Below are 12,596 nucleotides of genomic sequence, written 5' to 3'. Positions count from 1 at the left end.
GGATGTGGCGGATGTCCGAGCCACCCGAGTGCGCGAGGCGAACTGACGCCACATCAGCACCCCCGGGCGGCCCGGGGCCACCCCCTCCGACCCCGGCGACCTATGCACCTAGTTGCACAATCGGGTCCCGGCGGTCTACAAAGGGCCCGGGCCTGTCCGACGAACGGCGCCGCACCGGCGCGCGGCGGGGATCGCCGGACGGGCCCAGCCACCCGACCGTGCGAGGAGCCCCGGATGACCGCGTACCCCCACCTGCTGAGCCCGCTCGACCTGGGCTTCACCACGCTGCCCAACCGGGTGGTCATGGGCTCGATGCACGTCGGCCTGGAGGAGGCGCCCGACGGCTTCGAGCGGATGGCCGCCTTCTACGCGGAGCGCGCCCGCGGCGGCGTCGGCCTGATCGTCACCGGCGGCATCGCCCCCAACGAGGCCGGGCGCCCGTGGGAGGGCGGCGCGATGCTGGCCACCGAGGAGGAGGCAGCCCGGCACCGGGTGGTCACCGACGCGGTGCACGCCGCCGGCGGCCGGATCGCCATGCAGATCCTGCACTTCGGCCGGTACGCCTACCACCAGGACCTGGTCGCGCCCAGCCCGCTCAAGGCGCCGATCAGCCCCTTCACCCCGAACGAGCTCACCGACGAGCAGGTCGAGCAGACGATCGAGGACTTCGCCCGCTGCGCCGGGCTCGCCCGCGCGGCCGGGTACGACGGCGTCGAGATCATGGGCTCCGAGGGCTACCTGATCAACGAGTTCATCGCCGCCCCCACCAACCACCGCACCGACCGCTGGGGCGGCTCCTACGAGAACCGGATGCGCTTCCCGGTCGAGATCGTCCGCCGGGTCCGCGAGCGGGTCGGCGAGGACTTCATCCTGGTCTACCGGCTCTCCATGCTCGACCTCGTCCCCGGCGGCTCGACCCTCGCCGAGGTGGTGCAGCTCGCCAAGGCAGTCGAGGCGGCCGGCGCCACCGTCATCAACACCGGCATCGGCTGGCACGAGGCCCGCATCCCCACCATCGCCACCTCGGTGCCGCGCGGCGCCTTCACCTGGGTGACCCGCAAGGTGATGGGCTCGGTCGGCATCCCGCTGGTCACCAGCAACCGGATCAACACCCCCGAGCTGGCCGAGCAGATCCTCGCCGACGGCCACGCCGACCTGGTCTCGATGGCCCGGCCGCTGCTCGCCGACCCCGACTTCGTCGCCAAGGCCGCCGCCGGCACCCCGGAGGCCGTCAACACCTGCATCGGCTGCAACCAGGCCTGCCTGGACCACACCTTCAGCCTCAAGATCACCTCCTGCCTGGTCAACCCGCGGGCCTGCCACGAGACCGAGCTCGTCCTCTCCCCCACCAAGCTGCGCAAGCGGATCGGCGTGGTCGGCGCCGGCCCGGCCGGCCTCGCCTTCGCGGTCTCCGCCGCCGAACGCGGCCACGCCGTCACCCTCTACGACGCGGCCGACACCGTCGGCGGGCAGCTGAACGTCGCCCGCAAGGTGCCCGGCAAGCAGGAGTTCGACGAGACCGTCCGCTACTACCGCCACCAGCTGGACGCCCGCGGGGTCGAACTGCGCCTGGGCACCACCGCGACCGCCGGGGCGCTGGCCGCCGAGGGCTACGACGAGGTCGTCCTCGCCACCGGCGTCACCCCGCGCGTCCCGGACATCGAGGGCGTCGACCACCCGAGCGTCGTCGGCTACCTGGACGTGCTCCGCGACGGGGCGCCGGTCGGCGAGCGGGTCGCGATCCTCGGCGCCGGCGGCATCGGCTTCGACGTCGCCGAGTTCCTCACCGACCCGGGCGAGCAGGCCGCCCACAACGCCGACGTCTTCTTCGCCCAGTGGGGCGTGGACACCGACCACACCACTCCGGGCGGCCTCGCCGAGCCGGTGCGCAGCGCCTCCCCGCGCCGCGTCCACCTGCTGCAGCGCAAGACCGGCAAGGTCGGCGCCGGCCTCGGCAAGACCACCGGCTGGATCCACCGCACCGAGCTCAAGCACCGCGGTGTCACCACCGTCGCCGGCGCCACCTACAAGCTGATCGACGACCGGGGCCTGCACTTCGAGCTCGACGGCGAGCCGCAGCTGCTGCCGGTCGACACCGTGGTGCTGTGCACCGGCCAGGAGTCGCGCCGCGACCTGCACGAGGAGCTGCGCGCGCTCGGCATCGAGGCGCACCTGATCGGCGGGGCCGACATCGCGGCCGAGCTCGACGCCAAGCGCGCCATCGACCAGGGCACCCGCCTCGCCGCGGCGCTCTGACGGACGACGGGGACGCGGACAGGGCCGGGAACGGGGTCAGGGCGCGAGCGGGCTGAACGTGTGCAGCTCGCCGTGCCCGTCCTCGACGACGCCGTAGGAGGACTCGGGCACCTCGTGCCAGGCGCCCTCCAGGTCGCCGAGGGGCTCGGAGACCACGATCCGCGTCCCGTCCGCCACCTCCTGCAGCGCCTCGATCTCCGGGTGGAGGGTGCGCAGGGTGCGGACGTCGGTGCTGAAGAACAGCGAGCGGGAGTGGCGCTCGGTGGAGTAGCGGAAGGCCCACAGCCGGTGGCCGTCGGAGACCGCGACCGTCATCTGCAGCGGGTCGGGGACGCCGTGGCGCTGCGCGACCGCCTCGATCGTGCCGATCATCCGCTCGACGGCGCGCGGGGCGTCGTCCTGCAGCCCGAAGGTCAGCGCCACGTAGAACATCAGCTCCGAGTCGGTGGACCCCTCGATGAACGGGTACAGCGTCGGGTCCACGGTGAGCGCCAGGTCGCGCTTGAGCTCCGGGAAGCCGCTGATCGCACCGTTGTGCATCCACAGCCAGCGGCCGTACCGGAAGGGGTGGCAGTTGCTCTGCTGCACGGCCGTGCCGGTGGAGGCGCGGATGTGCGCCAGGAAGAGCGGCGAGCGGACGCAGCGGGAGAGTTCGAGCAGGTTGCGGTCGCTCCAGGCCGGTCCGGTGGCGTGGAAGATCGCGGGTTCGGCACCGTCGGTGCCGCCGCCGATGTCCGGGTACCAGCCGACGCCGCAGCCGTCGCCGTTGGTGGTCTCGACGCCCATCCGGGCGTGGCGGCTCTGGTCGATCAGGGAGTGCCGGGGCTTGTAGAGCAGTTCCGCCAGCGCGATCGGCGACCCGGAGTAGGCCAGCCATCTGCACATGTCCTCACCGTCCCCTCGCGGGCGCACCGGGCGGCCGGGCGGACCGGCCGCGGACCCGTCACCCGCCTTCCACGGTAGGCGGGGCCGGACGGGCGGGCCCTCCGGACGGCCGACCGGAATGCAGGGTGAGGACCTCGTCGGTGCCGGTCACCGCCAGCAGCCGTCGCAGCTGGTCCGGCACGTTCTCCAGCCGCAGGGTGCTGCCCCGGTCGCGGGCCTGCCGGTCGGCGTCCAGCAGCACGTTGAGGCCGCGGGAGTCGCAGAACGCGACCGCCGCGAGGTCGACCCGGACGGCCGGCGGCGCACTGCGCGAGGCCCACGGCTGCTGCAGCGCGTCGGCCAGCCGCGGCGCGGTCTCGCGGTCGATCGTGCCCGCGACGCGCACCAGCGGGCCGCCCGCCTGGGCCAGCACCACGACCGTGAGGTGGGACGGTGTCCGGACCATCTCGGAACGCTCCCTTCACCCCCGCCACTCCACGGTAGGCCGCGCCGGCGGACCGGGCCGTACGCGGCCGCCGGGTGCGGCCGTTTGGTGCGGCCGTCGTCGGGCGGTCCGTCGTGCGCGGCCGTCGTGCGGAGCGGGGCTGTCAGGGGCCGTCGACCAGCCGCTGCAGCGCCGGGGCGCAGAGGTCGGCGAGCCGCTCGGGAGCGGTCTGCTCACCGGCACCGCCGTCCCGGTGGATGCTCAGCGTGGCGCCCAGGCCGAGCAGCTGTCCGAGGATCAGCTCGGCGCGCAACTCGGCGTCCGGGCCCTCCAGCCGGTCCGTGAGGCGGCGGGTCGCCTGGTCCCGGAACCGGACCCTGATCACCGTCCGCTCGTCGGCCATGCCGAGCGAGAGGACGACCCGCAGCAGCGGGTCGGTGTGGCGCTCCCGCCGGACGCGGACCAGCGTGAGCACCAGGTGGCGGCCCAGCCGCTCCAGCGGGGCGTCGAGCAGTTCGTCGAGGTCCGCGGAGAAGTCCGCGGTCTGCGCGAAGAGCTCCTCCTTGCTGCCGAACAGCTTGACGATCAGCGAGGCGCTGACCTCGGCCTCGGCGGCGATGCCGCGCAGCGTGACCTGTGCGTACGGCTGGAGGGCGAAGGCCCTGCGGGCGGCGCGCAGGATCGCCTGCCGTCCGCCGCCGGCAGCGGGGTCGGGGTCGGTGGTGTGGTCGGTCATGCCCGACCCTCCCCGACCGCCGCGGACTCCCGGTCGCCGGCGACCGGTCCGTCCGCGGCACCGGTGGCCGCCGGGCGCTGCCGGCCGGGCAGGGCGAGCGTGACCAGCAGGGCCAGCACCGCGGCCGCGGCGGCGACCAGGAAGACGACCAGGTAGGCGTGGAGGGTCGGGGCGGTGCGTCCGCCGACCCGGAAGGTCAGGTTGGCGAGGACGGCGGCGACCACGGCGCTGCAGACGGCCTGGCCCAGCGAGCGCATCAGGGTGTTGAGGCCGTTCGCCGCTCCCGTCTCGGAGGCCGGCACCGCCCGGATCACCAGGGCGGGCAGCGCGCTGTAGGCGATGGCGGTGCCGGCGGAGACGACCGTCGCCCCGGTGATGATCATCCACAGCTGGTGGCTGGTGAAGAACCGGACGACGTAGCCGATCGCCATCACGCCCGCCGCCACCGCCAGGGTCACCTTCGGTCCGAAGGCGGCGGAGATCCGCGCCGAGACCGGCGAGAGCGCCACCATCGAGAGGCCGCCGGGCAGCAGGCACAGGCCGCTGACCACGATGGACGCGCCCAGCCCGTACCCGGTGCTCTTCGGCTCCTGCACCATCTGTGCGGTGACCAGCGAGTTCGCGTAGAAGGCGAAGCCGATCAGCAGGGCGGCGACGTTGGCGAGCAGCACCGCGGGGCGGGCCGAGATCCGCAGGTCCACCATCGGGCCGGGGTGGCGCAGTTCGTGGCGCAGCCAGAGCGGGGCCAGCACGACGGCCGCGGCGACCAGGCCGAGGGTACGGCCGGAGGTCCAGCCCCACTGGGCGCCCTGGGTGACCGCCAGCAGCAGCGCCACCAGCACGGCGGAGAGGCCGACCGCGCCCAGCACGTCGAAGCGGCCGGCGGTGCGCACCGGGGACTCGGGGACCCGCCACAGCACCAGGGCCATGTCCAGCAGGCCGAGGCCGGCGGACACCCAGAACATGGTGTGCCAGTCCGCGTGCTCGACGACGAGTGCGGCGGCCGGCAGGCCGACGGCGGCGCCGATGCCGAGCGTGGAGCTCATCAGTGCGACGGACGGGAGCACCCGGGCGGGCGGCAGTTCGTCGCGCATGATGCTGATGCCCAGCGGCACCACGGCCAGCGCCGCGCCCTGCAGGGCGCGGCCCGCGATGAGGACGCCGATGTGGGAGCTCACCGCGCACAGCGCCGAACCGAGCACGAGCACGCCGAGCGAGGCGAGCAGGACGCGGCGTTTGCCGTACATGTCGCCGATCCGGCCGAGCAGCGGGGTGCAGACCGCGCCGGTGAGCAGGGTGACGGTGACCAGCCAGCTCGCGGCGGTCGGGGTGCTTCCGGTCAGCTGCGGGACGTGCGGGAGCAGCGGCACCACCAGCGTCTGCATGACGGCGACGACCACGCCGCAGAAGGCGAGGATGCCGACGAGGTACGGGGGTGCGGAGGGCTCGGTGCCGGGTGGCCCGGTCTCGGTCATGGTGCTCCTGATCGGCAGCCGGGGACTGGTGTACGCGTGTTCACCCCCCAGGGTAAACGTCTGTGCACCCGGGCGGGTGAGCGGGGTACGGGTGGGGCAGGCGGGGCCGGAGAGGTCGTCGGTCCGCCGCTCCCGGCCGGGCGGCGCGGCATGCGACCGGACGGGGTCGGGGTGCGGGCCGGTCGGGGGCCGTCGCGGGGCCGGGCGGGTGAGCCGCCCGTCGTGTCGGCCGCCGGACCGGAGTCCGTGCAGGCCGAAGCGGAACCGCGGTGGACGGTCCAGGGGGGGGCGAGGACCTGGCCGGCATCGCCGAGGCCCGGGGGTCTCCGGCGGCCGGCAGGCCCTGCACGAACTGAACCGCGACCTCATCGGCGACGACCCGGGCCTCGTCGTCCCCGGCCGGGGTCCTCCGGCTCCCCTCGTAAGCCGTTCCCTCGGGCCGTTCCCGCACAGGCCCCCGGGGAATTCCGGGGATCCGTCGGACGTCAGGCCGAGGCCTGGTACGCGGTCATCCGTTCGAACAGGCCGCGCGGGGCGTCGGCGGCGAAGCAGAGGTCGAGGTTGTCGGCGGACTCCGCGGCGGACGCCTCGCTCCGCGGGAAGAGCTCGCGCTCGTAGGCGGCGAGCGCGGCCTCGGTGTCGCCCGGGTGGGCGACGATCGCGGCGGCGAGCTCCGCGCCGTCCAGCATGGCGAGGTTGGCGCCCTCGCCGGCGAAGGGCGACATCAGGTGGGCGGCGTCGCCGAGCAGGGTGACGCCGGGGGTCCGCGGCCAGCGGTGCCCGATCGGCAGGGCGTGGATCGGCCGCGGCACGAGGGCTCCCTCGGCGTCGGCGATCAGTGCCCGCAGCCGCTCGTCCCAGCCGTCGAAGTGTGCGAGGACCTCGGCGCGGGCGGCACCGGCGTCGGTGAAGTCGATGCCGCCCGCCCACTCCTCGGGCACCCGCAGGGCGGCGTAGCCGTGCACGGTGCCGTCGTTCTCGAGGTGGGTGAGCAGGCCGCGGTCCTCGCCGAGCGCGAACATCATGCCGCGCCCGGTGAGGCCGAGCGTCGCGGCGTGGGCGGCGGAGGTCGCGGGCAGGTCCGTCTCGACGAAGGAGATGCCGGTGTAGGCGGGGACGGCCGCCGAGACCAGCGGCCGGATCCGCGACCACGCGCCGTCGGCGCCGACCAGCAGGTCGGTGGTGAGGACGCCGCCGTCGGCGAGCCGGACTTCGTGCCGCCCGTCGCCGAGCGGCCGGGCGCCGGTCACCTTGGCACCCCAGCGGACGGTGCCGGCGGGCAGCGAGTCGAGCAGGATGCGGCGCAGGTCGTTGCGGTTGACCTCGGGCCGGCCGCCCTCGTCGCCCTCGTCGTCGGCCATCAGGACGCTGCCGCGCCGGTCGACGATGCGCATCGCCTGGCCGCCGGGGTGGACGATCGCGAGGAACTCCTCGTACAGGCCGGCGGCGCGCAGCGCGACCTGGGCCGAGTCCTCGTGCAGGTCGAGCATGCCGCCCTGGTGGCGGGCGGTCGGCGAGGCGTCCAGGTCGAGGACGATCGCGTCGATGCCGTGGACGTGCAGCACCCGGGCGAGGGTCAGGCCGCCGAGTCCGGCGCCGACGACGGTGATCGGGTGGTGGGTGGTGGTGGTCATGTCGGAACTCCTGACAGGGGTGCGGGCGGAGGCGGCGACGGGGTGGGCGCGGCGGTTCAGCGCGGGGTGTGCAGCACGCCGTTGAGCAGGACGCGGAAGCCCCAGGCGAGCCGTGCCTCGCCGGGGCCGGCGAGCAGGTCGGCGCCGAGGGCGGCGAGGTGCGGGCGGGTGTCCGCGGTGGCGCCGCGCACGGCGGCGGCGAGTGCGTCCCAGTCCTCGGCGCGTGGGCCGTCGTCGCTCGCGGCACCGGCCCGCGGGGCGTGTTCGGCGGCGGTGGCGGTGGCGAACTGCAGCAGCAGGTCGAGCGCCCAGGACGCCCGGTCGCCGGGGACACCGCCCTCGGCGAGCAGGGCGAGCACCGCCTCCACCAGGTCGAGGTAGCGCTCGCCGGAGGGGCGGGCCACCAGCGCCGACTGGGCGAGGCCGGGGTGCGCGAAGAGCAGGTCGGTGTACGAGGTGAGGACCGCGACCAGGCGGTCCTGCCAGTCGCCGGGCGTGGTGACGGGGGTGAGGTCGACGGAGCCGAGCAGGTCGTCGAGGACGGCGGCGTGCAGCTCGGCGGTGTTGCGGACGTAGACGTACAGCGAGGCGGGGCCGGTGTCGAGCTCCTGCGCCAGGCGGCGCATGGTGACCCGCTGGAGGCCCTCGGATCGCATCAGCTCCACGGCCGTGGCGACGATCCCGGAGCGGCTCAGCGCGGGCTTGGCGGGTCGTTCGCGGCGGCTGCGCGGGGCGTCGGGGTGTACGGTCATGCCTCCACAGTAACGAACGTGTTCGTGACGAACAAGTTCGTAACGAACACGTTCGTCCGAGCTCGGCGACGGGCCTCCGCGTTCCACCGCCCCGGCGGAGCCCCCGGACTACGATCGGGCCATGGTCGCTCGCACGCCCGCCCGGGCGGACTCGCTGCTCTCGCTCTGGTCCAAGGACTCCGTGCTGTCGATCGCCTCGACCGGCTCGGCCCTCTCCATCGGGTCCGTCGGCTCGGTGCTCTCGGTCGGCTCGGTGGGCAGCGCACTGTCCGCCGGTTCCATCGGCTCGGCCCTCTCGCTGGTCTCGGTCGGCTCCTGGCTGAGCACCGGCTCGCTGCTCTCCGCCCGGTCCTGCTGGTCGGTGCTCTCCTGGCGCTCCTCCCGCGGGGTGATGGCCGCCGGCGCCGTCGCGGCGGTCGCCGCCACGGCCCTGCTCGCCGGCCGCCGGACCACCCGGCCCTGAAGCGCCCGTCCCCGAACCCGCCCCCGAACCGGCCGAGGCCGCGGGCGCGTCCTCGCCCGCCTGACGACCGGCCGGCTCCCCCACTGCCCGCCCCCGCCGCCCGACCCGGGCGGCGGCGGGTAGCCTGCCCGGACGACGGACCGTCACCCGGGAGACGCCACGCATGAGTACGCCAGCATCGCCGCCCGAAGTGGAGCGGACCGGCCCGCCGCCCGTCCGGATCGGTGCCCTCGTCCCGCTGACCCGGCCCGGCTGGGTCGAGGCGGGCCGGCACCTGCTCGCCGGACTCGAACTGGCCGCCCGCGAGGCCAACGCCTCCGGCGGGATCGCCGGAAGGCCGCTCGAACTGCTCGTCCGGGACACCGCGGCCGACCCGCAGCGGGCCACGGCGGCCGTGGACGAACTGGCCCGCCTGGGCGTGGCCGCCCTCGTGGGCGAGTACCACAGCGTCGTCGCCCGCGCCGCCGCGGCCAGGGCCGACGCGCTCGGCCTGCCGTTCATCTGCTCGTCGGCCGTCCTCGACGCGCTCACCGAGCGGCCGACCGAGGTGGTCGCCCGTCTCGCCCCGGCCCAGTCCCACGGCTGGCGGACCTACGCGGACTTCCTCCTCGGCGCGGGCCACCGCAGCATCGCCGTCGCGGCCGAGCCGAGCGTCTACTGGGCGACCGGGACGGGCATCCTGCGGGACCGCCTCGCCGCGCACGGGGCGACCGTCGCCGAGTGCGACATGCGGGCGCTCTCCCCCGCGGACCTGTGCGAGGAGCTCGCCGGCCGGCGGACGACCGCCCTCCTGCTGCTGGTCGGGCACCCGGAGCCGGCGGTGCCGATCGTCCGGGCCGTCCGCCGCGACCCGCGCCTCGCCGGGGTCCTCGTCGGCGCTCCCGCCGGGCAGCCGGAGTTCGCCGCGTGGGCGGCGCTGCTGGGCGAGGACGGCGCCGGGATCCCGTTCCTGCGCTACCTGCCCGAACGCCTCGGCCCGCTCGGCACCCGGGTCGGGGCGGCCCTCCGCGAACGGCTGGGCGAGGCCCCCTCCTTCGTCGCCTTCGAGGGCTACGACACGATCGCCGTCCTGACCGAGGTGCTGCGCACCCGCGGCATCGGGCGGACCGACGTCTCCGGGGCCTGGCCGCACGTCGCGGTCGAGGGCACCCGCGGAACGATCCGGTTCTCCCGGGTGCCGGGCATCGGCGTCCGGCAGTGGGCCTGGCCGCCCGTCCAGGTCGTCGACCGGGATCCTGCGGCCCCCGACCGCTTCCGGGTCCTTCACTCCGGTTGAGGGCTCGCAGCCCCGGCGGGGCGGGCACCGCGGCCGCGGCGTACGGCCTCCTCCAGTGCGGCGCCGGTCGGGCGCCCCTCGGTCGCGTGTCCCTCGGCCGCGCGCCGCAGCCGATCGAGCACCGCCGCGCCAGCCCCGGTGACCTGGCGTACCGGGTCGCCTTCGACGAGCCCGAGTACGACGTCGACGGGGACGGCCCGTACCGCAAGGCCCTGATCCGGGAGCAGCACCTGCGTCCCGATCCCGAGCCGGCGGAGGGCTGACGGGCGGTCACGGCGCGGTGCGGCCGGCGGTCGGTACGATGCACGCCGGACGACCGGGGGGAGCCGCGGTGTACTGGGTCGGGCTGGCGTTGTGCGTGCTGTCCGGCGGTGAACTGGGGGCGATGGCCGCGGGCATCGCGGACACCAGCGTTCCGCTGATCGTGATCAGCGCGAACCTGGCGCCGTGGACGGCGATGCTCGGATTCGCGCTGCTGCTCGCGGGCCGCCGGAGGCGGCAGGAGGCCGTGGCGGGCCCGGTGCGGACGGAGGCCGCGATGGCCCGGATCGAGTCGTCCCGGGCGGTCGGCGAGGGCCCGGAGATCCCGCTGCAGCTGGATCTGACGGTGGCGCCGACGGGCCGTTCCGCGTACCGGGCGCACGCCACGGCCGTGGTGAACCTGATGGACCTGGAGGACTACCGGGCCGGCCGGACGGTGGTCGTGGACCACGATCCGGAGCGGCCGTGGGACGTGCGGGTGCGCCGGCGGCCCGGCGCGGAGTTCGCCGGCCGGATCGCCCTCGCCAAGATCGACACCGCACCGGTGGAGACCCGCCGCAGCGCCCCCGCCCGCACCCGCGAGGCGGGCGGCATCCGGCTCGGCCTGCTGGCGGCCCTCGCCGGGGCGCTGCTCTCACTGGTGCCGTTCCACGGCTTCTACGGCTGACGGCTGACGGCATCCGGCGGGCCCTCCACGGCGTCAGGTACGGAGGTCGAAGACGCCGTAGGAGAAGCCCTCGGCGCGGATGCGGGAGCCCTCGACGGTGACCCGGTCGACCTCCAGGGGGCGGGCGCCGGCCGGGGCGGTGCCGGGGGCGAGGGAGGCTTCGGCGGGGTCGCGGCGCGGGTTGACGACCACCAGGTGGGTGCCGCCGCGGAGGTAGACGAACGGGTAGCCGCTGTGCAGGACTTCGACTCCGGCGCCGGCGCCCAGGGCGGGGTGCGCGCGGCGCAGCGCGACCAGCCGCCGGACGCGGTGGAACAGCGAGTCCGGGTCGGCGAGGGCGGCGGCCACGGTGGGGCGGTCCTCGGCCGGGTCGATCGGCAGGTAGAGGCGGTCGGCGGGGGCGGTGGAGAAGCCGGCGTTGGGGCCGTCGTCCCACTGCATGGGGGTGCGGGAGCCCTGGCGGACCTGGCCGTCGTCGAGTTGGGCGCCCTCCTTGTCGGGGGTGCCGGGCACGTACCGCATGCCGATCTCGTCGCCGTAGTAGATGGTCGGCAGGGTGGGCCAGGTGAGTTGGAAGGCGAAGGCGGGGGCGGTCATGTCGCGGGTGCGGGTGCCGCAGGCGAGCCGGGAGAAGTCGTGGTTGGCGGTCGGCAGGGCGACGTGGCCGGAACCGGCGACGGCGGCGGACGCGGACTGCCAGGCGGCGAGGAAGGGCTCCATGCTGCCGCCGCCCTCGGGGGCGAAGTAGCAGGGGGCGGTGCCCCAGTCGGCGCGGTGGCTGCCCTGCGCGTTGCCCCAGAGGGAGCGGAGCGCGTCGCCGACGAAGTGCAGGAAGAAGTCGGCGTGGAAGCCGGCGGGGACGGAGACCGCGGGGTCTCCCCATTCGGCGACGAGGGCGCAGTCGGGGTAGGCGGTGTCGATCCACTCGCGCATCTCGGTCCAGAGCTTGCCGGTCTCGGCGAGCCCGGGGTCGTCCTTGACCAGGGAGAAGGCCATGTCGACGCGGAAGCCGGCGATGCCGCGGTCGAACCAGTACGCCATGATCTCGCGCAGCGCGGCCCGGTTGGCCTGCGGGCCGGGGGCGTCGACGCCCTGCCGCCAGGGTTCGTCGGGGTGGGGGCGGGCGTAGCCGAAGTTGAGGGCGGGCTGCACGGGATAGAAGTTGGCGAGGTAGTAGCCGTCGCGGGCGCCGGGGGCGGGGATCCAGTGCGAGACGGGGGTGCCGATCCGGTCGGACCAGATGTAGCGGTCGTCGTCGGGGTCGGCGGCGGAGGCGGTGAACCAGGGGTGCCGGTGGGAGGTGTGACCGGCCACCAGGTCGAGCATGACGCGGATGCCGCGCCGGCGGGCCTCGGCGACGAGCCGGACGAGGTCGTCGTTGGTGCCGTAGCGCGGGGCGACGGTGAGGTAGTCGGCGACGTCGTAGCCGGCGTCGCCGAAGGGCGAGGTGAAGCACGGGCTGAACCAGACCACGTCGACGCCGAGCCGTTCCAGGTGGTCGAGGCGGCTCAGCACGCCGGGGAAGTCCCCGATGCCGTCGCCGTCGGAGTCGGCGAAGGTCTGCGGATAGATCTGGTAGATGACGGCGTCGGCGAGCCAGGCCGGGGTGCGGCGGCCGGGCGGGGCGGGGACGGGCCGGTGCGGCGGTGTCGGCTGGGTCATCGGAGGCGGTTCTCCTTCGGCGACGGCGAACAGGGGCCTTCAGGGCATGCTGCCAGGCCCCTACCCGCCGGGCCCGTCGTGGACGCGGCCGGGTCGGGGCGCCGG

The 12,596-nt window shown here is 75.2% G+C and carries 12 protein-coding genes; 5 read left to right on the top strand and 7 right to left on the bottom strand.

Features of this window, described 5'->3' with window-relative positions; all coding sequences use genetic code 11:
- Positions 1–234: 234 nt before the first annotated feature.
- Positions 235–2,256, top strand: coding sequence for an NADPH-dependent 2,4-dienoyl-CoA reductase (locus tag AB0442_RS21545; protein ID WP_366164553.1), 2,022 nt, complete (start codon positions 235–237; stop codon positions 2,254–2,256).
- 36 nt (positions 2,257–2,292) lie between these two features.
- Here AB0442_RS21545 and AB0442_RS21540 read toward each other — a convergent pair whose 3' ends face one another.
- The 6 genes from AB0442_RS21540 to AB0442_RS21515 all read right to left on the bottom strand — a co-directional run bounded on the left by AB0442_RS21540 (position 2,293) and on the right by AB0442_RS21515 (position 8,162).
- Positions 2,293–3,141, bottom strand: coding sequence for a class II glutamine amidotransferase (locus AB0442_RS21540; RefSeq protein ID WP_366164551.1), 849 nt, complete (start codon positions 3,139–3,141; stop codon positions 2,293–2,295).
- A 58-nt stretch (positions 3,142–3,199) separates the two neighbouring features.
- On the bottom strand, positions 3,200–3,586 hold the full coding sequence (locus tag AB0442_RS21535) for an STAS domain-containing protein (RefSeq protein WP_366164550.1): 387 nt from the start codon (positions 3,584–3,586) through the stop codon (positions 3,200–3,202).
- Between the two features lie 142 nt (positions 3,587–3,728).
- A complete protein-coding gene (locus AB0442_RS21530) occupies positions 3,729–4,301 on the bottom strand; it encodes a TetR family transcriptional regulator (RefSeq protein WP_366164548.1) in 573 nt (190 codons plus the stop codon).
- Entirely contained in the window at positions 4,298–5,776 is a 1,479-nt protein-coding gene (locus AB0442_RS21525) for an MFS transporter (RefSeq protein ID WP_366164546.1), read from the bottom strand. The genes AB0442_RS21530 and AB0442_RS21525 overlap by 4 nt, the downstream gene beginning before the upstream one ends.
- A gap of 485 nt (positions 5,777–6,261) precedes the next feature.
- The gene (locus tag AB0442_RS21520; protein WP_366164545.1) at positions 6,262–7,410 is read right to left on the bottom strand and encodes an NAD(P)/FAD-dependent oxidoreductase; all 1,149 of its coding nucleotides are present in this window, start codon (positions 7,408–7,410) and stop codon (positions 6,262–6,264) included.
- 56 nt (positions 7,411–7,466) lie between these two features.
- On the bottom strand, positions 7,467–8,162 hold the full coding sequence (locus AB0442_RS21515; RefSeq protein WP_366164543.1) for a TetR/AcrR family transcriptional regulator C-terminal domain-containing protein: 696 nt from the start codon (positions 8,160–8,162) through the stop codon (positions 7,467–7,469).
- 121 nt (positions 8,163–8,283) lie between these two features.
- Between AB0442_RS21515 and AB0442_RS21510 the strand changes: the two genes are divergently transcribed.
- From AB0442_RS21510 to AB0442_RS21495, 4 genes are all read left to right on the top strand, one after another.
- Positions 8,284–8,625 carry a hypothetical protein gene (locus tag AB0442_RS21510; protein WP_363541562.1) on the top strand — a complete coding sequence of 114 codons (342 nt, stop codon included), beginning with the start codon at positions 8,284–8,286 and terminating at the stop codon, positions 8,623–8,625.
- Positions 8,626–8,788: 163 nt separating this feature from the next.
- A complete protein-coding gene (locus tag AB0442_RS21505) occupies positions 8,789–9,901 on the top strand; it encodes an ABC transporter substrate-binding protein (protein ID WP_366164541.1) in 1,113 nt (370 codons plus the stop codon).
- 86 nt (positions 9,902–9,987) lie between these two features.
- Positions 9,988–10,164 carry a hypothetical protein gene (locus tag AB0442_RS21500; protein WP_366164540.1) on the top strand — a complete coding sequence of 59 codons (177 nt, stop codon included), beginning with the start codon at positions 9,988–9,990 and terminating at the stop codon, positions 10,162–10,164.
- A gap of 68 nt (positions 10,165–10,232) precedes the next feature.
- Complete coding sequence (locus tag AB0442_RS21495) at positions 10,233–10,829, top strand: hypothetical protein (protein ID WP_366164538.1); 597 nt, start codon at positions 10,233–10,235, stop codon at positions 10,827–10,829.
- 33 nt (positions 10,830–10,862) lie between these two features.
- On the opposite strand, the gene AB0442_RS21490 is transcribed toward AB0442_RS21495, so the two are convergent.
- On the bottom strand, positions 10,863–12,491 hold the full coding sequence (locus AB0442_RS21490; protein ID WP_366164536.1) for an alpha-amylase family glycosyl hydrolase: 1,629 nt from the start codon (positions 12,489–12,491) through the stop codon (positions 10,863–10,865).
- Positions 12,492–12,596: the final 105 nt, after the last annotated feature.

This window comes from Kitasatospora sp. NPDC085895 (assembly GCF_040702125.1).
In the GTDB taxonomy this organism is placed as follows: Bacteria; Actinomycetota; Actinomycetes; order Streptomycetales; family Streptomycetaceae; genus Kitasatospora; species Kitasatospora arboriphila.
This window is presented reverse-complemented; position numbering and strand designations above follow the sequence as displayed.

Excerpts from the sequence above, each read along its gene's own strand:
- AB0442_RS21545 (WP_366164553.1), top strand. The coding sequence starts at position 235 with ATGACCGCGTACCCCCACCTGCTGAGCCCGCTCGACCTGGGCTTCACC.
- AB0442_RS21540 (WP_366164551.1), bottom strand. The coding sequence starts at position 3,141 with ATGTGCAGATGGCTGGCCTACTCCGGGTCGCCGATCGCGCTGGCGGAA.
- AB0442_RS21535 (WP_366164550.1), bottom strand. The coding sequence starts at position 3,586 with ATGGTCCGGACACCGTCCCACCTCACGGTCGTGGTGCTGGCCCAGGCG.
- AB0442_RS21530 (WP_366164548.1), bottom strand. The coding sequence starts at position 4,301 with ATGACCGACCACACCACCGACCCCGACCCCGCTGCCGGCGGCGGACGG.
- AB0442_RS21525 (WP_366164546.1), bottom strand. The coding sequence starts at position 5,776 with ATGACCGAGACCGGGCCACCCGGCACCGAGCCCTCCGCACCCCCGTAC.
- AB0442_RS21520 (WP_366164545.1), bottom strand. The coding sequence starts at position 7,410 with ATGACCACCACCACCCACCACCCGATCACCGTCGTCGGCGCCGGACTC.
- AB0442_RS21515 (WP_366164543.1), bottom strand. The coding sequence starts at position 8,162 with ATGACCGTACACCCCGACGCCCCGCGCAGCCGCCGCGAACGACCCGCC.
- AB0442_RS21510 (WP_363541562.1), top strand. The coding sequence starts at position 8,284 with ATGGTCGCTCGCACGCCCGCCCGGGCGGACTCGCTGCTCTCGCTCTGG.
- AB0442_RS21505 (WP_366164541.1), top strand. The coding sequence starts at position 8,789 with ATGAGTACGCCAGCATCGCCGCCCGAAGTGGAGCGGACCGGCCCGCCG.
- AB0442_RS21490 (WP_366164536.1), bottom strand. The coding sequence starts at position 12,491 with ATGACCCAGCCGACACCGCCGCACCGGCCCGTCCCCGCCCCGCCCGGC.